The organism is Curvivirga aplysinae (assembly GCF_009711445.1).
GTDB classification, from domain to species: Bacteria; Pseudomonadota; Alphaproteobacteria; order UBA8366; family Aestuariispiraceae; genus Curvivirga; species Curvivirga aplysinae.
Genome location: NZ_SMMC01000202.1, coordinates 1 through 19,732 on the forward strand (window position 1 = coordinate 1; position 19,732 = coordinate 19,732).

18 protein-coding genes are annotated in these 19,732 nt (G+C 42.1%); 9 read left to right on the forward strand and 9 right to left on the reverse strand.

The genetic code is table 11. The annotated features are described in order from the left end of the window. The 3 genes from E1160_RS13120 to E1160_RS13130 form a co-directional block, all read left to right on the forward strand. Positions 1-1,488 (forward strand): helix-turn-helix domain-containing protein (locus tag E1160_RS13120; protein ID WP_155155899.1); only part of this gene is annotated, 1,488 nt, incomplete at its 5' end. A 107-nt stretch (positions 1,489-1,595) separates the two neighbouring features. Continuing rightward, a complete protein-coding gene (locus E1160_RS13125) occupies positions 1,596-2,105 on the forward strand; it encodes a molybdopterin-dependent oxidoreductase (RefSeq protein WP_155155901.1) in 510 nt (169 codons plus the stop codon). After that, entirely contained in the window at positions 2,105-4,993 is a 2,889-nt protein-coding gene (locus E1160_RS13130) for a response regulator (RefSeq protein ID WP_155155904.1), read from the forward strand. The genes E1160_RS13125 and E1160_RS13130 overlap by 1 nt, the downstream gene beginning before the upstream one ends. Positions 4,994-5,045: 52 nt before the next feature. On the opposite strand, the gene E1160_RS13135 is transcribed toward E1160_RS13130, so the two are convergent. Continuing rightward, positions 5,046-5,525 carry a peroxiredoxin gene (locus tag E1160_RS13135; protein WP_155155906.1) on the reverse strand — a complete coding sequence of 160 codons (480 nt, stop codon included), beginning with the start codon at positions 5,523-5,525 and terminating at the stop codon, positions 5,046-5,048. A gap of 55 nt (positions 5,526-5,580) precedes the next feature. Then, the gene (locus tag E1160_RS13140) at positions 5,581-7,722 is read right to left on the reverse strand and encodes a protein-disulfide reductase DsbD family protein (RefSeq protein ID WP_218048890.1); all 2,142 of its coding nucleotides are present in this window, start codon (positions 7,720-7,722) and stop codon (positions 5,581-5,583) included. A gap of 218 nt (positions 7,723-7,940) precedes the next feature. Between E1160_RS13140 and E1160_RS13145 the strand changes: the two genes are divergently transcribed. The 3 genes from E1160_RS13145 to E1160_RS13155 all read left to right on the forward strand — a co-directional run bounded on the left by E1160_RS13145 (position 7,941) and on the right by E1160_RS13155 (position 10,318). Next, positions 7,941-8,519, forward strand: a complete 579-nt coding sequence (locus tag E1160_RS13145) for a YqgE/AlgH family protein (protein WP_155155910.1) — start codon at positions 7,941-7,943, stop codon at positions 8,517-8,519. A gap of 143 nt (positions 8,520-8,662) precedes the next feature. Next, complete coding sequence (locus tag E1160_RS13150; protein ID WP_155155912.1) at positions 8,663-9,964, forward strand: hydroxyacid-oxoacid transhydrogenase; 1,302 nt, start codon at positions 8,663-8,665, stop codon at positions 9,962-9,964. 18 nt (positions 9,965-9,982) lie between these two features. Continuing rightward, a complete protein-coding gene (locus E1160_RS13155; RefSeq protein ID WP_155155914.1) occupies positions 9,983-10,318 on the forward strand; it encodes a DUF1491 family protein in 336 nt (111 codons plus the stop codon). A gap of 33 nt (positions 10,319-10,351) precedes the next feature. On the opposite strand, the gene E1160_RS13160 is transcribed toward E1160_RS13155, so the two are convergent. The 6 genes from E1160_RS13160 to E1160_RS13185 form a co-directional block, all read right to left on the reverse strand. Beyond that, positions 10,352-10,720, reverse strand: a complete 369-nt coding sequence (locus E1160_RS13160; RefSeq protein WP_155155916.1) for a hypothetical protein — start codon at positions 10,718-10,720, stop codon at positions 10,352-10,354. A gap of 24 nt (positions 10,721-10,744) precedes the next feature. Next, on the reverse strand, positions 10,745-11,575 hold the full coding sequence (locus tag E1160_RS13165) for a capsid assembly protein (protein ID WP_155155918.1): 831 nt from the start codon (positions 11,573-11,575) through the stop codon (positions 10,745-10,747). Positions 11,576-11,597: 22 nt separating this feature from the next. Then, a complete protein-coding gene (locus E1160_RS13170; RefSeq protein ID WP_155155920.1) occupies positions 11,598-11,912 on the reverse strand; it encodes a Bbp19 family protein in 315 nt (104 codons plus the stop codon). A 3-nt stretch (positions 11,913-11,915) separates the two neighbouring features. Further along, complete coding sequence (locus E1160_RS13175; RefSeq protein ID WP_155155922.1) at positions 11,916-13,616, reverse strand: portal protein; 1,701 nt, start codon at positions 13,614-13,616, stop codon at positions 11,916-11,918. 3 nt (positions 13,617-13,619) lie between these two features. Then, positions 13,620-13,889 (reverse strand): hypothetical protein, encoded by a 270-nt coding sequence (locus tag E1160_RS13180; RefSeq protein ID WP_155155924.1) that lies wholly within the window; start codon positions 13,887-13,889, stop codon positions 13,620-13,622. Positions 13,890-13,996: 107 nt separating this feature from the next. Then, entirely contained in the window at positions 13,997-14,395 is a 399-nt protein-coding gene (locus E1160_RS13185; protein WP_155155925.1) for a hypothetical protein, read from the reverse strand. Between the two features lie 179 nt (positions 14,396-14,574). Between E1160_RS13185 and E1160_RS13190 the strand changes: the two genes are divergently transcribed. From E1160_RS13190 to E1160_RS13200, 3 genes are all read left to right on the forward strand, one after another. Further along, positions 14,575-15,228 carry a S24 family peptidase gene (locus tag E1160_RS13190; protein WP_155155927.1) on the forward strand — a complete coding sequence of 218 codons (654 nt, stop codon included), beginning with the start codon at positions 14,575-14,577 and terminating at the stop codon, positions 15,226-15,228. 184 nt (positions 15,229-15,412) lie between these two features. Then, complete coding sequence (locus E1160_RS13195; RefSeq protein WP_155155929.1) at positions 15,413-16,267, forward strand: branched-chain amino acid aminotransferase; 855 nt, start codon at positions 15,413-15,415, stop codon at positions 16,265-16,267. Positions 16,268-16,351: 84 nt separating this feature from the next. After that, the gene (locus E1160_RS13200; protein ID WP_155155931.1) at positions 16,352-17,917 is read left to right on the forward strand and encodes a sensor histidine kinase; all 1,566 of its coding nucleotides are present in this window, start codon (positions 16,352-16,354) and stop codon (positions 17,915-17,917) included. 51 nt (positions 17,918-17,968) lie between these two features. On the opposite strand, the gene E1160_RS13205 is transcribed toward E1160_RS13200, so the two are convergent. Next, on the reverse strand, positions 17,969-19,558 hold the full coding sequence (locus E1160_RS13205; RefSeq protein ID WP_155155933.1) for a lysine--tRNA ligase: 1,590 nt from the start codon (positions 19,556-19,558) through the stop codon (positions 17,969-17,971). Between the last annotated feature and the right edge of the window lie 174 nt (positions 19,559-19,732).

Below are 19,732 nucleotides of genomic sequence, written 5' to 3' on the forward strand. Positions count from 1 at the left end.
GCATCATCTCCTAAAGGCGGTGGGAATCCGAAGCTCGGTGCGAAAATCCGAAGGCTTCGCCGAGATCATGGGAGGACACAGGCACAGCTGGCAGAACAGCTTGGCGTGTCAGCTAGCTATTTGAACCTGATTGAACATAACCATCGTAAGGTGACGGTGGATATGTTGTTGCGTCTTTCTGAAATCTTTGATTTGGAGATGAAGGATCTAGCTGAGGGAGATGAAAGCCAGCTGCTGGCAGATGTTATGGCTGTGCTAGGGGATGACTTGTTTGAAGAGCTAGATCTAACAAATACCGATGTAAGAGACTTTGTGTCTACTTCCCCACAAGTGGCTAGGGCAATGTTGCTTATACATGACGCCCTACGATCCACTGTAGATGATGCACGAGACTTGGCGTTTCGATTGGCAGAAGATGACGACGAAGATGGTGTGATTGGTATTTCTAGCGGGCAGGCTGCTCCTGCAGATTTGGTTTCTGACTTTATGCAGGAAAGTAACAACTTCTATCCAGATTTGGAGGATGAGGCTGACCGCTTACGACGTGAAATAGGAATTTTGGGGGCTATTACTTTTGATACTTTAATTAACTATATGAAAACTGCTTTGGATGTCAGTGTTGTACTTTCGGATCAGCATGTGGAATTTCAGCGTAGATATGATCCTGCCACGAAACAATTGATTTTATCCCCACGTGTTGACGTGCATAGCCGCAAGTTTCAAATTGCTCATCAAATAGCGCTGCTGTCTGCGGGGCCCGTTATTGATATGTTGTTGATGGAGGGTCGCGTTAAAGAAGGTGAAGCGCGAAATCTAGGTCGGGTGGCCTTGGCGAATTATTTAGCGGCCGCCCTGTTAATGCCATATGATGAGTTTTTGAATGCGGCGCGGCAATTTCGATATGATATAGAATTGCTACAACATCGATATAACGTAAGTTTTGAACAAGTTTGGCAACGTTTAACCAGTCTTAATAATCCCGATAACAAAGGAATTCCTTTGCATTTTTTACGGGTAGATATTGCAGGGAATATTTCGAAACGCTTCACTTTATCTGGTTTGCCAATCCCAAGGCATGGAGGTGCGTGCTCTCGTTGGAACGTTTATTCTGCTTTCATGAGTCCTGATATGGTTCAGGCACAAGTGAGCTATTTACCGGACGGTGCAGGTTTCTTTTGCATAGCACGCAGTATTCGCAAAGGTGCGATTGGATATGGTGCTCAGCAAAGTGTGTTTTCTATCGGTTTGGGCTGCAGTTTGATCCATGCTCATGAAATGATTTATGCGGATGGCCTCGATCTTGTGAATAGGGACGCCGGTGGGCAGATAGGTGTGCAATGTAAAATTTGTGATCGTATGGATTGCGGTCAGCGTGCATTTCCACCAATTCATCAACGCTTCCGTGTGGATGAAAATGCGAGAGGAATGTCACCTTATGCATATGCTGGGTGGCCTCATACGCATAACGATCCTGGTGGCACGCGTTAAGCTTTCTATTAGTTTTTTATAAAATACGTAAAAATATCGTGGATTCCTCTGGAACCTTCAGGTAGCATTAACTTGTAACTCATTGTTTCTTCTAGTGCTTATTTATCATGCGATCAATTCTAAAAATATTGGCTTTTTTATATGGCTTTTTATTTCCATTTTTGGGATATGCCAGCGATCTACCCACTCCTGAAGGGGAAGTTATACTCACCATAGATGGAAATGTTGGTGTGCGTAATTTGGGTAATACAGCAATCTTTGACCTTGAGATGCTGCAAGCACTGGAAGTTAAAACCTATGAAACTCATACGCCATGGAGCGATCATATGTATCGTTTCAAAGGTCCAACTTTGGAATCTATTTTAAAAACAGTGCGATTTGAGGAAGGTCAGACATTAACCCTTTATGCATTAGATGGATACCAAACGGATTTAAATTGGAAAGATGCGACTGAGTTCAAGCCGATTTTGGCTTATAGCCGTAATAATGTACCTATGAGTCGCCGTGATAGAGGGCCGTTATGGCTTATATTTCCTTATGATGCTCATGAAGAACTGAAAGATGCCAGATATGATAATTTCTGGGTCTGGCAGGTGTATCGGATTGAGGTGAAGTAATGGGGGGAATGGCACGGGCCGGAACTTATCTGATTGCTTTAGCATTACTCGTGGCGACAGGTTTGTTTTTTGTGACAAGCGTAAAGCTTGTGAAAACCTTAGTGATCATTAATGAGTCAAAACCCGAAAACGCCTTATGGATGGGAGGGCGCTTAGCTATAGCTCTGCGTGATTTTGAAAAAGCTGCATTGCAATATGAGCTAAACCCAACTGAAGAGAATCTTCAGAAGCTATCTGTGAAGCTAGATTTATACTGGAGTGCAACTTCTGTTTTTCACAGTACTGCGGGTCGTATCTTTAGGAAAACATATGAATCCCAACAAAATGTCTTTATCGAAATAAACCAAGGTCTAGATTATCTGGATTTCTTATTGGGACGAATGAAGGACATGCCGGATGAGAGTCTTGCAGAGATAAAGCAGGTTATAGAGAGGTCTTTACCTCAGGTAGATCAAATCCGTAGATATATTTTACAAGTCGAAGCATCAGAAGTGAATAGGTTGCGCCAACTGCAAGAGGAACGCGTATATATCCTATTTTGGCAATTTGTTTGTTGGGTATGTCTATTGCTTGTGCTTGCTGCGATTTTATATCGAAAGTATCAGTTGCATGCTATTCAAGCAAAGATTTTAGGGGAAACAAGAGATCGTTTTATTGCCTTGTCAACAGATATGCCTTTTGGACTTTCTATGACAACACCGGACGGTCAGGATGTTATAAGAACAAAAGGCTACCGTGATCTGGGTGGGGTAGGTGAGGTGCGTAAAGAGGATTCTCTTTTATCTGATGCCCAGTTCAATCTATATGATTATCCCAATGGTCATGTTGCAATTGGGCATGATGTCCGGCTTGAAGATGGATCTCTGATGCATTTTCGCATCGATATGAGCGATTTGAATAAAAAGGTTGAAGAAATTCAGCTGGCCCTGATGAATCATGAAAGCGCGACAGAAGCAAAATCTGATTTTATGGCAACTATGAGCCATGAAATGCGCACGCCATTGAATGGTGTTTTAGGATTGTTAGGGTTGCTTTTGGATGGAGAGTTAGAAGCAGAACAGCGAGGTTATGTGTTGACCGCGCGAGAATCTGCAGAAGTATTGCTGCATCTTATCGAAGATATTCTCGACTATTCGAAAATTGAAGCTGGGAAATTGGAGATCGAATCTACCGATTTTTCTGTTTCTGAATTGGTTGGGGGTGTTTGCGACATGCTAGCACCAAAAGCTTATGAAAAAGGAATCGAAATAGGTTGGGATATTGATCCTGCAGTTCCAGCCAATTTACGTGGCGACCCTGGACGTTTAAGACAGATTCTTCTGAATCTTGCTGGTAATGCCGTGAAATTCACGGAACGTGGTGGCGTGGCAGTGGAAATGGCTTTGGCTTCAGATCAGGGGGGAGACATTTTTCTTTCTGGGCAAATTAGTGACACCGGTATTGGTATTCCATATGAATCTCAAGATTCAATGTTTGGGGAATTTAATCAGTTAGATGCTTCTTTCTCTCGTCGTTTCGGTGGGAGTGGTCTTGGTCTTGCTATTACACGTCGGTTGGTGGAAGCGATGGGTGGGTCTATCCGTGTCTCCAGTGAACCAGATCATGGTAGTGTTTTCAGTTTTTCTGTGAAGATGAAGAAAACACAAGAAATGAACTTGCCGATACAGCGATCCCAAGTTGCTGATAAGTTAAAGTTGTTATTGTGGTCGGTCGAAGGTTTATATGCTGACTTGTTGTTAAGGTCTTTGCGCAATATGGGGCATGAAGTTGTTATGGCCCAGACCGATAATGAGCTATTAGCACTAGTCTCAAAGTCTCAAGTAGATGTGGTTTTACTAGATTGTAAAATTGGAGATGATACCGGGAAGAATTTTGCACGTAAACTGTATGATGTTAACAAAGATATTGAGTTAATTGTTTTACATGCCACAAAGAATGCTGAGCTTGACCAAGAATTACTTGCAGGTGGATTTGTTAAAAGTTTTATTCAGAAACCGATAAACCCTCTTCAACTTTCTCAGTTGTTAACTGGTGATGGGGCTTTGGCGAGTCAACCAGTTATGACTGAAAAAGACATCGATGAGGGGTTGATTGGCGATGGTTATCGTCTGTTACTTGTTGAAGATAGTCCAACCAACCGTATGGTTGCTTCGGTGCTCCTACGTCGCGCAGGATATAAAGTGGATTGGGTGATTGATGGGGTAGAGGCTGTCGAGGCAGTACAAAAATTATCATATGATCTGGTTTTGATGGATATTTCCATGCCTAATATGGACGGGGAAGAAGCAACGAAGATTATTCGAAATTTAGGTGGGGCACATACTAAATTACCGATTATCGCATTAACGGCGCATGCAATGCCAGGAGACCAGGAACGTTTCCTTGCTGCGGGGATGAATGGATATTTAACCAAACCATTGGAGGCGAAGAAAATGCTGGAAATGATTCAGTTTTATTTGCCACGAAAAATAACCGCGACGCTTGGTGAAAATTTGTATTTGCAGACCAAAGCGATAGCGGAGAAGGATAGGAATAGGATGATGGAAAGCTTGCCATTAATTGATATGACTGTAATTGAGCAGATGACAGAAGATGCCGGCGAAGAGGCTATTCCAATGTTGATTGAAGTATTTAAAAGTGAAGTCCCCATGCGTGTTGAAGGTATTAAATCCAACTTAGCATCCCGTAATTTTATTGAATTGGCAAGGGATGCTCATACTTTGAAAAGTAGTAGTGGTAGCTTTGGTGCGATGCGTCTTAATAGATTAGCTCTGGAAATCGAAACGGCTGCAAAGGCCAGCAATTCAGAAGCTGTCCAAAATCTTGTAATTAATCTTGATAGTATTTCGGAAAAAACTTTGTCTTCATATGATAGCGTTTTAAGATAATATAAAGGGCGGGTATATTCCCGCCCTTTTTAGAAATGAATGTAAGTGTTGCTTATAGACGTGAAAGAACAGATTCAGCAGATGAGACATCAAAGGCACCACCTTCTTCAACGGCTAAATCTTTTAAGACACCATCTTCGATGATCATTGCGAAACGCTGACCACGAACGCCCATACCAGCCGCAACAAGATCTAATTCTAGCCCCACTGCTTTGGACCATTCAGCAGAACCATCGGCAAGCATCATCACTTTATCACCAACTTCTTGAGCTTTACCCCATGCGTCCATAACAAAGGCATCATTTACTGCAACACAACCAATTGTATCAACGCCTTTTGCTTTTAAGGCGTCAAAATTTGCGACGAAACCTGGAAGATGTTTTGCAGAACATGTCGGTGTGAACGCACCAGGAAGGGAGAATAAAACAACCTTCTTACCCGCAAATAAATCTTGTGCGCTTAGCGCTTCTGGACCATTGGAGCCCATTACCTTAAAACCAACTTCAGGAAGTTTATCACCAACATTGATCATGATCTTGCCTTTCATAGACGTTAAAAATTGAAGTTATCATATAGGAAAGATTGAGTTAATTGGAAGAGCTTGTTTCACTTTCTTCAATTTTTTCAAGCATACTCTCCACAGTCAAAAGTTCGGGCAAAATGACACCTTTAGGCTTATCCGGGCTGTAAATAATGTTAAAGGGGATGCCATAGCGGCCATATGTTTGCAGATAGCTTAGAATATCATCGTTTGGTAAAGTCCAGTCTGCTTGCATTGGAACTACATTTTCATTGGATAGCCATTTAGTGATTTCTGCATCTGTCAAAGTTGAGCGCTTGTTATACTGGCAGGTAATACACCAATCAGCAGTTACATCGACAAAAACGGTTTTGCCTTGATTGACAAGGTTATCAATATCCGATCGATTAAATGCAATCCAATCAATATCACTTTCTACGTGGGTGACTGCGGTTGCTGGTTTTGTTGGTAAGATATATGGGCTCGAAAGACCTATTAAAACAGGCACTATTGCGGCAAATGTATACTGTCTATATCGGTGTTGTTGCTCTTTTTTACGAAGATATAACGCCGCAAGCATAAGACAGGATAAAACAAATCCAAGCCAAGCGGATATTGTGCCGACGCTTGTTTCTAATACGGTGACGAGCCATATGGCAGTTATGACTAAGGCGGCAGCCAAAACCAGTTTCACCCATCCCATCCATTTTCCGGGTTTAGGTAGCTTTTTCGCTAAATTAGGTGCAAGCATGAATAGCAGATAAGGTGCGGCAAGGCCGACACCTAAGGTGGCAAAAATTACAAATATCTCTGTACTACCTTGTGACAGAGCAAAGCCTACAGCAGTTCCTAAAAAAGGCGCAGAACATGGGGTTGCTAACAATGTTGCAAAAACACCAGTTAGGAAATGTCCTTTTATGCTACTGCCTTGAGATGCATTTGAGGCAGAAGTTGCGAGCTGGCTCGGCAGTTGAATTTCAAAAAAGCCTAATAAATTTGCAGTGAATGCCATAACCACAAAAAGCATAAAGATAAGGAAAATAGGGTGTTGGAATTGAATGCCCCACCCGATTGCGACACCACCTGCTTTTAACCCAGCTAAAACCGCGGCAAGTACTAAAAAGGCAACTAAAATACCCATTGTTGTCGCCAAGAAACTTATACGGATTTTTGTTGGACTACTATCGCCATGATTGATGATCGAAAGCACCTTTAAAGAAAGAACAGGTAGAACACATGGCATTAGGTTTAAAATAAGCCCGCCTAATAACGCGATTAAGACAATTTCTAAAGATAAGCCTGATTGCGTATCTGGTTTATAGTTTTCGACCCAACTTGCGTCATTTGAGACTAAAATACTTGTTTCAATAGATTGGCCGATTGCAGAAATTGTTAGAATAACGGGCTCTGTTTGGCGGGCTTCTTCTTCAAAGCCACCTCCAAGTGAGGTAACTAAGGCAGATTTCTTATCCTCGGAAAAAGAAAAAATTGGTGGGTCAAAAAAGCTTCCTATGGGACCTTCAATAAACAAGTCTAGATTTTCAAGTTCTTCATTACCTTCAACCAGAATGGATAGTTTATTTTCGCCGTTAATTTCTTCCAAAGCAGTTTGTGTGACTTTCAATCCAACAGGATTATTTTGTCCATATTCTACTAATACCGGAACTTCTGAGAGGTATTGATTAATTGTGAAAGCATGGTCTGTTGGATCAGCTTTGCCCATTGGTATGGTTAAGTCCAATGAGGCTGAATAAGGGATACAGATTTCTTCACATGTTAGATAGTTAATGTCACCTTTTAAACGTAATTCTTGTCCTATTGTCTGAGGTGTAACATTAAAAGGTAAAATTACGTGGTCTTTGTAGCCAAGACTTTCTAAGCCTAGAATGGAAAAGCGTGTAGGCAACGGCCAAAGAATCTCCGTGTCTTTCAAATTTTCAGCTGCCATCCAGTCAGGTTGCGGCGGGTAACCAGCATCTCCCGGGTTGCGCCAGTAAATTTTCCAATTTTTCTTGATTTCAAACTCAAGCCCAAGTGGAATTGTTTCAAGGTCACCGACGGCTTCAACGGCACTGATCAAGCGCACAGATACATGATCGTTGCGATCCCATTTGCTTTCTAGTGCATATACTGGGTTTGAATTGAAAAATGCAATTAGACCAAGAAGTATTACAAAAAACAAATAAGACAAGTTTCTAAATTTGTGCATGAAGTGACCTAAGCGAAATTGAGGCATAAGCAAGTAACAGATAACGGTTGATGTAGCGATATTACTGATTTTTTCAATGAAAGCATGGTTTATTTCTTCTCCATTGATCAAAAAAAAGTGTGTGAAAGCTAGCGAAGCTTGTTTGGCTAAGCTACAATCCTATGCAATACTAGATTAAGGCTATACAATTTATAGTTTTTACATGAATGGATTGATTTATGGTTCAAGTTCTAAGCGCGCATTCAGGTTATTTGGCCGGGCATCTTTTGGTTGCGATGCCAGGAATGACTGATCCACGTTTTGAGCGCAGTGTCATTTATATGTGCGTGCATAATGAAGATGGTGCCATGGGGCTTATTTTAAATCAGTTAATCGACACGATTACCTTTAATGAACTGCTGGAACAGCTAGATATTCCTGCAAGTGACCCCTCAAATGAAATAAAGGTGCATTTTGGTGGTCCGGTTGAAGCAGGGCGTGGTTTTGTACTACATTCTTGTGATTACAAAAAAGATGGTACTGTCGTCATGGAAGATGGCGTTGGGCTAACTGCAACTGTCGATGTGCTAAGGGATATTTCCCGTGGAGAAGGACCGTTGAATAAGGTGCTTGCACTTGGTTATGCTGGATGGGGACCCGGGCAGTTGGACGCGGAAATTCAGGAGAATGCATGGCTTCATTGTTCGGCGAGTGGTGATATTTTGTTTGATCCGGACCTTTATACGAAATGGGATCGGGCAATGACCATGATTGGTATCGATCCAAGTTTATTATCTGGTGAAGCTGGTCACGCCTAGGAGTAACCAGATTTATTCTTTCCCCGACATAGTCTTTTCTTAGATATGCCAGCTTAATTCTTTGTAAATTAATGCGAGGCGGATCAATATTGTTGTTAAGCAAAAGTAATAGAAGAACGGGTTGATCATTTGAGGGGGCTGGAATGCTAAAAGACTATTTCACTTATAAAGAGGGAGGGGATCAGGCCTTCACTGTTGAGGCGCCAAAAATCAAGTTTGGTGCAGGTTCCTTGGCGGAAGCCGGGGGGGATGCTGTTTCTTTAGGATTGAAACGCGTTGTTGTTTTTTCCGATCCACGCGTTGCGGTGATGGATTGTACTTCACGCTTATTAGCGTCCCTGCATGATGCAGGTGTTGAAGCTGTATTATATGATGCCTGTGAAGTAGAGCCCACAGATGCCTCTTTCATAGCAGCGGGTGAATTTATGAAAACAGGTGATTTTGACGGGGTGTTTTCTATTGGGGGCGGTTCAGTGATGGATACGGCAAAGGCTGCGAATCTACTCTCGACTTATCCGAATGATTTAATGGCATATGTGAATGCACCAATCGGTGAGGCAAAGCCAGTACCTGGACCTTTGAAACCGCATGTTGCATGCCCAACCACATTTGGAACGGCGAGTGAATGTACAGGGATTGCAATTTGTGACTTTCCATCACTTGGAGCAAAAAGTGGAATATCCCATCCTCGTTTACGCCCTGTTTTAGGGATTATTGATCCCTTGAATTTGAGCAGCTTGCCGAAGAATGTCCTTGCGGCAAATGGATTTGACGTGTTTTCACATGCAGTGGAATCAGTGACTGCACGTCCATATACGCATCGTCCGGCACCTGACGCCCCGGATAAACGACCATTAAGCCAAGGTGCAAATCCCTATAGTGACTTGTCATGTTTAGAGGCTATTCGCTTAATTGGGCAAAATTTAGTGGACGCAGTGAACAGTCCAACTGATGAGGGGTATGAAGCCATGGCGATGGCAGGTATGTTGGCGGGAATTGGTTTTGGGAATGCTGGGTGCCATTTACCGCATGGCATGTCTTATGCTGTTGCTGGCTTGTCACATGATTATGTTGCGGATGGTTGGCCGGGAAATCATCCAATGGTGCCGCATGGTATTTCTGTGATTGTAAATGCTCCTGCTGTTTTTCGTTTTACAGGAAAAGCTTGTCCAGAACGCCATTTAAAAGCTGCTAAAGCAATGGGGGCAGATATTGAAGATGTTGCATTGGAAGATGCGGGTAATGTATTAGCGGACCGCGTTATTGAAATGATGCAACAGACAGGTATGCCAAATGGTGTTTCTGCAGTGGGGTATAGTGACAATGATATTGATGCTTTAACCGAACGTGCTTTTATGCAAAAACGTTTATCTGATAATGCGCCGTTACCTGTTTCTAAAGAGGATATGCGTGCACTTTTTGTTGATGCAATCAAATATTGGTAAAATTGAGTTTATCTGAATATGCCGGAAGACAGAATACCCACACATCTTTGGGCGGGGGGCGTGATGCGTCAACTTGCTATGGAAGGCCGGCCTGCTTATGTATTGCAAAAAGGCGATGCATCCGGCGGTATGTTACTTGTAAAAATTGCTTTGCTGGATGGGAATTGTCATCTCAAAACTCAGCAGCGGGATCTAGAAGGGCGACTTGGGTGGGTTTCGGCTTTAAAGGACGATTTACTCACTGAAACGCGTGCAGATGAATATATTCGTCGTGCGATAGATCGGGATCCTGATTTATGGGTTGTCGAGGTTGAAGATCGAGATGGTAGAAATCCTTTCGACGATATGTCATAAGAGATAAGGGGAGCAATAAGCCCCCCCCTTCATTTATTTATGTGGATATAGGCGGCCAAAACCTTGGGTCACCTTTTCAATCATTTCTGGATCACGTTCACGCCAATATCGTGGGTCACGCATCATCTTGCGTAATGCTTCTTCAGAACCGGAAGAGGCTTGTGAACCTATATGTTTTTCTTTGTAAAAATCCATATCACGATTAGCTTCTTCGAATGGTTCCAGATCTTCGTCATCCTCGGTTAAGGGAGCTAGTAATTCATAAATGCCATATCCAAATGCCTTTGATAAAAGCTCTGCAGCGCGCGGGGTAATGATTTCATCTAACTCTTGCAGTTCCATAGGATTAAGAGATTTAAGATTGTTTTTCATTTGTTGAATTGTTTGAGTTTGGTAATTCATTTTATTCACTTTATGTTCCATTTATTAATTGCCGTAAAGGCGTTGATAACCTTCACTAACTTTGCGAATTGTAGCAGGGTCACGATCTTGCCAGTATTTTGGTGATTTCATTATTTTCCGGAGGTCACCTTCTTCTAGTTTGTTTGAAGCAATATCACCATTTAACAGAGTTGGTTCTTCGGCTTGATCAAGCATGGCATACATAGCCAAAATGCCTTCATAGGAAGAAGACAATGCATCATAAGCATGATGTGGGAGGTTCTTATTGGCCCAGTTGCGAATTTGACGGCTTATTTCTCGCCAGCGTGCTTTTCCACCAAAATGGTGTTCCAGACGGCTAAGGTCATTTTCCATGCGATATCTGTTACCAATCTCTTCAGCAAGGGGCATTAGTTCGGCTTCTGCAAGATCATAAACCAATTGGGCTTGTTCGTTACTGAAGCCAGCTTGATGTAAAACCTTGTTGATCCATGGGTCGTTGTCAAAGAGTTGATTGCTTACATGAATGTCGTATTCTTCTGGTGATTGTGGTGGAATACTGTGCATTGCGTTATTCGGATTTAAAAAGGTAACCTGTGCTTCTTCTTCGTTGATTTCTAACATATCTAGAAGCGCATCATTTTCTTCTTTTAACTCGGTTAGGCGACGCTCTAATTCTTTGTAAGATTTTACAAGAGCTTCGATCCGAATTTTTTGCTTCTTCTCATCCCAAAACTTAACAGGGATTCCTTTGGGTTTATCTCCGCAGTTGCAAGTCGACTTTTGATCTACAACTTGATCTTTAATAAAGCTATTTTCCAATGCACCATGTGTATGATCTTGAAGTGGTTTGATTAGAACTTCTGTATTTTCCATATAAATCTCCTTTGGTAAGAATTTATGCTGGGTGTGTTGTTGCTTGTTTGATGATTCGTTCAATGCGAAGGACGAGTTGCCTTTGTCCTTCAAGTTGTCGAAGCGCATCTTGTGTACTATCAGGACCAAGGGCGCGTTCTAGGGTCGTTTGTCGCATGTGCGAGAGTACGATTTTACCTTCTGGTGAATTGAAACAACGCAGATACGCTTGATTTATGCGAAAGGCATGATCTTCCTCTATATTATCAGTAAGAGGAGAATCTATGGTATTTTCTGATAACGTTGTAGGATGCACGGCATCCCATAACCAATCTATATTTTGTTGATCAGGCGTCATATTCTAACCTTCGATTTGTGGTGAGTTGGCCATTTCAGAAAAACGCGATTGAACTTGAGACAGGTTTAATTTGCCATCAGCGACATCTTGAGCCATCTGCTGTGCCATGTTTTGCATGTCAGGTGGCAATTGTTGCATAAGCTGTTTTGGATCAATACTTGTTAAATCTTGCTCGTTAATTGCGTTTTCAGAGTTCATTCTGTCCGTGGCTTGATTGACATTTTGATGCGCTGCAGAAGGTTGGTTCTCTTCTGGGTGAAGGAATGTTTCAGGCACACCTAACAAATCGGCCAGATAGCGACCTATGTCATTACTTTTGAGTAAGCCAACAGCGTCAGGGCTTGCTTGTTTAATCATGTCGAGCCATCGGATGATCGGTTTCGCTTTTTGCATCCGTTGTCTCATGGCAAGCGGTGCGTTAATTTGTAAGTTGATTTCCCGACCATCAATCATGATATCGCCTATGTCGCCACGCCGACGCAATATGGCTAAGGCGCGGTCTGCCAAAGGTATTATTAGTTCCCCATGAAGGCGGCCAAAAATTGCACTTAGATTTCGTGTGGCGCTTTCTGTGCGTTCTACAAATTCGGTTGCGCTCATGCCTTGTGCCATAGGTTGTCCTAGCTGGTCGCGGTAAAGTGCTAATGAAATTTGGGCGCGAATTTTCTCAAGTAAGGCTTCAGACAGATTGATGTCGCTGGCAGTTGTTAAGGGTTGAAGTCCTTTACTACCAACCGCTTTAGGAATGACTGTACCTGGGGTAAGTTTGATCGTCGCGGGATTTAAAACGCCGTCATCATCCGCTTGCCATATGCCTGTCACAGCAATACTGGCATTTTTCAACATTAATTCAACTATCTTATTTGCGGTTTTAATATCAGGTAAAGCTTTCATGACGGGTGAGCGTCCGTAAATCTCACCAGGCGCTTTAATCCATCTGAATGTTATAAATGGACTGCTTTCAAATGACCCTTTGGTTAATACCATCGGTTGCTCATCACCTTCAGTTTCACCCGTCAAAATTGCCATATAGTCATAACGGCCATGTTTATTTGGATGAACTGCTTCTAGAACTTGAAATTTCTTTTGATCAAAATCTTGGTCATCCATTGCCAGACTTTCAGGCAAACTCGCCTTTGGAAAACGACTCACCAACTGAGCTTCATTAAGAACTGATTTTCGATAGATAATATCGAGTCGACCTCTCGCTCCTTCTTCCATCACCACTTCACCAAGTGGGATGGCAGTGAATTTAAAAGCACTGGTTTCACCTAACGGCGCCTCTTCGAAAAGAAGACAAGCTGTTCCTGCTGTAACTAGGTCTAGATAGCATTGGTGAAGTTCAACAATGAAGTTCGATCGATCAAACTGGCCCTGAATTGTTTGTGATAATTGTTGAAGTGCTTTTTCAACAGATGATTGCGATTCGTCTGTAACCTCTGATCCGGGAATTAGTTGGAACCAACTAGACCAAGCTGGTGTTAGTTCCGCCATAATGGAAGAGGCAAGCTGTTCAACAGCATCTGGAGCAGTTCCATCAAATAGATGCTGTCGTTTCATTTCCCCCGCGGTTTGATTTTGAATCGCGCCATCGCGGCGAGGAAGGGCATAATCATAACAATCTTGCCAATGGCTTTCCCAATGTCCACGTTGGCTCTTCGCCTTTTCAAATTTTCGTTGTAGGATTTCCGGAGTAAGCTCCATATGTTACCCTCCTAAGGTAGATTTTAAAGCGCTTGCTGATGGTGAGGAAGAGGAGGGCTTATTCCCATTATCATTGCCTGAAAAATTTAATTCTTCGGGGATTTCAACTTTATCACCGGTCCAGCTAGTGTGAACGGTGCCTGCGCGCCCTCGTCGGCGTCGTCGAATCATTTCTAGCCGATCTTCCCGTGCCTTCTCTTCAGATAGATCTTCTTCAACTGGTTCTTCAACAGGTGGAACATAACTACTTCCACCTCCAAATACGCCACCCATAAAATTCTCCTTTTGTTCTGATATGAGAAAATAAAAAAGAACAACTTTTGTTCTTTGTCGAATGTTCTCTATATAGTCCAATTTTGCTAAAGTCAATAATTATATTCTTATTTTGTTCTTTTTAGGTGTTGATAGAGCTGCCATGGCGTTAGAATAAAGCATGCATGTAATCCGAGTAATCTTTTAATGGTCTCAACGCAACTGAAGGGAAGTGGGGGGGCTATTTTTTGTGGTGGAAACGAACATGGTGTGATTAGGTGGCATATATGCCCTTGTTTTCTGTGTGTTTTAATGAGATCAAACGGAGTTATGCCCTGTATTTGTTGAACCGTGGTGATATTCGAAAGGGAATCAATTTTTAAAATATTGCTCCCTTCCACTTGATAGGCAAAGCAATGTCTAAAACCCTTTTTAAGAAGTTTCAAAATAGAAATATTTGTTTCGTTTTGAAAAATGATAATGAAATATTTTGCTGGTTCTGTTTTGAAATGTTCTAGCTTCATCATATATTCGCCTGAGTGTAGTGCAATATTCCTGTATTGTTCTTATTTTTAGAGTTTTGTCAAATGATGTTCATGAAAAGCTTGCATGGTATAGGAAAATTTGTAAATAATAGGAACAATATATGAGATTTAAAAGGGAACAGTTTTGAATTGGAGCTGTATCCTATCAATGTGAGGATATCATGTTAAAGCATGACCAATTATGGCGGGCGCTTGATCGCTACGCAGATCATTATGGGATGACAAGTTCTGGTCTTGCAAGGCATGCAGGACTTGATCCAACTAGTTTTAATCCTAGTAAGCGTCAAACTAAGGAAGGGAAACCTCGTTGGCCGAGTACGGAAAGTATTGGCAAGGTTTTGGAAGCGACAGGGGGTACTATGGTTGAATTTGTGTCTTATCTGCAAGATGTTCCAGGGGCTGTTCTTTCGCAGGATATTCCGTTTCTTAGTATTGAAGAAGCGCATGACCTTCTGCAAAAGGAAGGAGATGAAGGCCTATTTGATGATCATGGTTTTCCTATCCGGGAAAATTGGGATTTTATGGTGTATCCAGATGTAAATGACGCCGAAGCCTTTGGGGTAGAGATCACAAATGACGATTTAGCGCCTGTTTATCGCACAGGCACTGTCTTGGTCATGTCACCAAATGCCAGTATTCGACGATTGGATCGTGTCTTATTATGCATGGCGAATGGCGATATTCTGGTGCGTGAATTAATTCGCCAGACCGCCCATCGTATGGATTTGGCAATGCTAACTAATCCGGCCGAAGTTGAAACAATCATGGCAAATGAGGTGATTTGGATGACTCGCATTGTTTGGGCAAGTCAATAAAATAATCACAAAATCTATATGTATGCTTCTTAAATTTCAGTATTTTTAAAATACCTGTAACAATCATCTAATCTTGATAAAAGCCACGATTTATGAGGTATTTTTCCTTTTCCTACATACTGTCTAGTGTAAGATAAGTAATAAAATTACTTTCTTATAATAATGTTTTGACGGGGTAAAGTTTATGGATTCTACAAATGCAATTATGTGGACCGAAGGGCAATGGCAGGACGCAAATACACCTATTATTAATGTAACGTCTAACAGCTTTTGGCTTGCGTCGACTGTTTTCGATGGGGCGCGCTCATTTGATGGTGTCGCACCGGATTTGGATTTACATTGTCAACGTGCTGTTCGTTCAGCTGAGGCATTGGGGTTGAGGGCGACTAAAAGCTGGGAAGAGATTTATGCGCTGGCTTGGGAAGGAATTAAAAAATTTCCAAAGGAGGCTGTTTTATACATCAAGCCTGTTTTTTGGGCAGATGAAGGCTTTATTGCGCCTGATCCAGATAGCACAAGATTCGCGCTGACATTGTATGAAGCCCCTTTTCCGCCAAATACCGGCTTTAGTGCAAAATTATCATCTTATCGTCGTCCTTCTGAGGAAGTCGCACCAACAAATGCCAAGGCGGCTTGCCTTTATCCAAATGCAGGTCGTGCTTTACAAGAGGCAATCAAAGATGGCTATAACAATGCTGTTATGTGCGATAGCATGGGCAATGTGGCTGAATTTGCAACAGCTAATCTATTCTGTGTGAAAGATGGGCATGTTATGACACCTGCGCCTAACGGAAGCTTCTTAAATGGCATCACGCGTCAACGTGTTATTGCACTGTTGAAAGGTCAAGGTATTGACGTGGATGAATGTCGTGTCACACCTGCGATGCTTGAGGAAGCAGATGAAATCTTCAGTACAGGAAATTATGGTAAGGTGGTTGCTGTCATTAATTATGAGGGCAGAGAGATGCAACCTGGACCGATCATGCAAAAAGCACGTGATCTATATTTTGAATATGCTAAGAAAGAGGGCGGCGAATAAGCCGCTCTTTTGCAATGTCTAACGGTTTTATGGATTTATTAACCAACTGCATGGTAAAAGAAATCTGTAATGGGGGCATTGTGAATGAAATCCGAACTGAAATTTCCAAATCGCATTTCATATAAATTAGTACGAACAAGTGTGATCTTAGCTTTTGGGATTGGCTTGTTTATGAGCATGCTGCAATTGATCTGGGATTATCGAATTGAGCAGGAAACGATTGATCATACAATTCAACGTATTCTAGAGGTTGCTGAACCTCCTGCATCTCGTGCAGTTCATATTCTTGATGAAGATCTTGCACAGGAAGTTGTTGTGGGGTTACTCCAATATGACTTTGTCGTAGAGGCCCGCATTATAGATGACTTAAATATTCATCTCGCAACCATGAACAAGGAAGCAATTGTAAGTGCAACCCGATGGATCACTAAAGGTATTGCCGAGGAGTATGTTGAATATTCAATCCCTCTAACGAGCTCTGAACTACAATCCAGTCAGCCGGGGCGTTTAGTCATTCTTGTTGATTTTGATGCGGCTCTTGAAGGGTTTTTTGATCGCACAACTTTTGTCATGATCGCAGGCTTTATTAGAAATATTCTTCTAGTTTTGGCTTTGTTAATTGCTTTTTATTGGATGTTGACCCGCCCTTTGGTTGAGCTTGCTGAAGATATTGGTGAATTGGAACCAAGTGATAGAGATGGGCATTTGGTTAAAGTTCCAGACCATCATGAAAATGACGAATTAGGCATTGTCGCTGAGCGGGTAAATAGCTTCATACTTTCCATTCGCAACTTACTTGAAATTCGCAAGAAAAACGAAGAGGATTTATTGAAATCCAAACAGGATTTGGAAAACCGTGCTATTGCCTTGCAGGAAGAAATTAGTGAGCGTGAAAAAGCGCAAGAAGAAGCACTAGAAGCAAAAGAAGCTGCAGAACTCGCTAATCGAACAAAATCCGAATTTTTAGCAAATATGAGTCACGAATTAAGAACACCTTTAAATGCTGTTATTGGTTTTTCCTCGATCATGAAGGATGAAATGTTTGGCCCGGTTTCAAATGATAAATATTTGGAATATTGTCATGATATCCATGGGGCGAGCAGTCATTTACTAGAAGTTATAAATGACATTCTGGATGTGTCCAAGATTGAGGTCGGGGAATTTAAGTTGTCTGTCGACAATATAAATACATCTGAATTACTGGATGGATGTTTGAGAACAATGAGCACAACATTCGAACGTCGCGGTCAGGTTATCGTTAAAGAGTTACCGGAGCCAGCCGTAATGCTTTTGGCAGATAGCGTTCGGGTGAAGCAAATCTTATTTAATCTATTAACTAATGCATCAAAATTTACATCTGCAGGCGGCACAATTAGTTCAAAAATTGAAATATTGGCAGGAAATAGAGTCGCTATTTCTATTCAAGATACAGGTGTTGGTATTCCGGCTAAAGAATTATCAAATGTATTAGATCCATTTGTTCAGGTAGATAATGCTTTCTCTAAAACACATGATGGCGTTGGACTTGGATTATCTTTATGTCGGTCCTTGATGCAAATGCATGAAGGGGAACTATTACTTGAAAGTGAAGAAGGAATAGGAACCAAAGTTACAATCATTTTCCCGTCTAGTCGTACGCTGGAAGCATAAAAAAAGCCCTGTGAAATGAAACACAGGGCTTTCTAAATAAGGTCTTATTGTTTAACCAGCTAGGCCCTCAGCAGAAAGCGCTTGGTCAATCAAGGCAACAGTTTCTTTGATGCCGTAAAGCGCAATAAATGACCCCATACGCGGACCTTGTTCTTGGCCGAGAAGAACTTCGTAGTTAGCTTTGAACCATTCGCGCAAGTTTTCATATTCGAACTCTTTACCAATGGCAAAAACGCTGGATTGCACTTCATCAGACGGTGTGTCCACATCCATCTTATCCAATTTGTTACGAAGTGCCGTGAAGGCTTCGCGCTCTTTATCATTTGGGGTGCGATAGTTTTTATGCGGTTTTACAAAGTCAGTGTAATAACGAATTGCGTATCCAACCAGATCATCCAATTGTTTATGTGATTCGGGAGATGCTTCCGGCGCGTAGCGGCTGATGAAGCCCCATAACACGGATTTGTCGTCGGTGTTACAAACGCTCGCCAAGTTTAGCAGAATGTTAAAGCTTAATGGCATATTTGCTTTTGGTGGGTTGCCATTATGGATATGCCATACCGGGTTTTCTAGTTTCTTCGCATCTTCCATACCTTCGAAAGAAGAAAGATGACTGTAATATTCATCTACATTCTTTGGAATTACATCAAAATACAGCCGTTTTGCTGTTTTTGGCTTTTGATACATAAACAAAGACAAGCTTTCCGGTGTTGCATATGTTAGCCATTCTTCCATGGAAAGGCCGTTGCCTTTGGATTTGGAAATCTTTGTGCCTTCACCATCCAAGAATAATTCATAAGTCAATGTTTGTGGCGGATTACCACCCATTGCACGTACGATAGACGAAGAAGCCTTAACAGAATCGATCAAGTCTTTACCGGACATTTCATAATCAACGCCCAAAGCCCATTGACGCATTGCCCAGTCAGGTTTCCATTGAAGTTTAGTACGACCGCCTGTGACCAAGGTTTCTACTTCTTGGCCATCTTCGCGTTTGTAAACAATTGTACCTGCTTTGGCATCGGTATGAAGCACTGGCACCTGTAATACATTACCTGTTTCTTCGCAGATCGGCAGAAACGGGCTATATGTTTGACGGCGTTCTTCGCCTAATGTCGGTAGCATGATGCCCATAATGCGATCATAAACCTCAAGAACGCGGATCAATGCGTCATCAAATTTGCCAGAGGTATAGTAATCTGAGGCAGAGGCAAATTCATATTCGAAACCATAAGAATCCAAGAAATCACAGAGGCGCGCATTGTTGTGATGCGCAAAGCTCTCATGCGTGCCAAATGGGTCAGGCACTTTAGTCAATGGCTTATGTAGGTATTCCGCTAACATTTCCTGATTAGGAAGGTTTGTTGGCACCTTGCGGAAACCATCCATATCATCAGAAAAGGCAATTAATTTGGTTGGAATGTCGGATAGCAATTCAAATGCGCGACGTACCATAGTGGTACGCTGTACCTCGCCAAATGTACCAATATGTGGCAAACCGGATGGACCATAGCCTGTTTGGAAAAGTACATATCCCTTTTCAGGTGTCTTATTGTTGATACGTTTGAGCACCTTTCGAGCTTCCTCAAAAGGCCATGCTTTTGCGGTTTGGGCTAATTCTCGAAGGGCGGTATCGCTCATTTTTTTCACCTTGAAAGTAACAATTAAATAGACCGGAGAGTGAGGGTAAGGCCCTGATCAATGACATCTCCGGCGAAACCCGCGGAAACTAAGAGAAATTCCTGCTTTCGTCAACTAAATAGACTGAATGTCACGTGCTTTTCCTGCCGATTCGGATTTAAAGAGCATCAACCA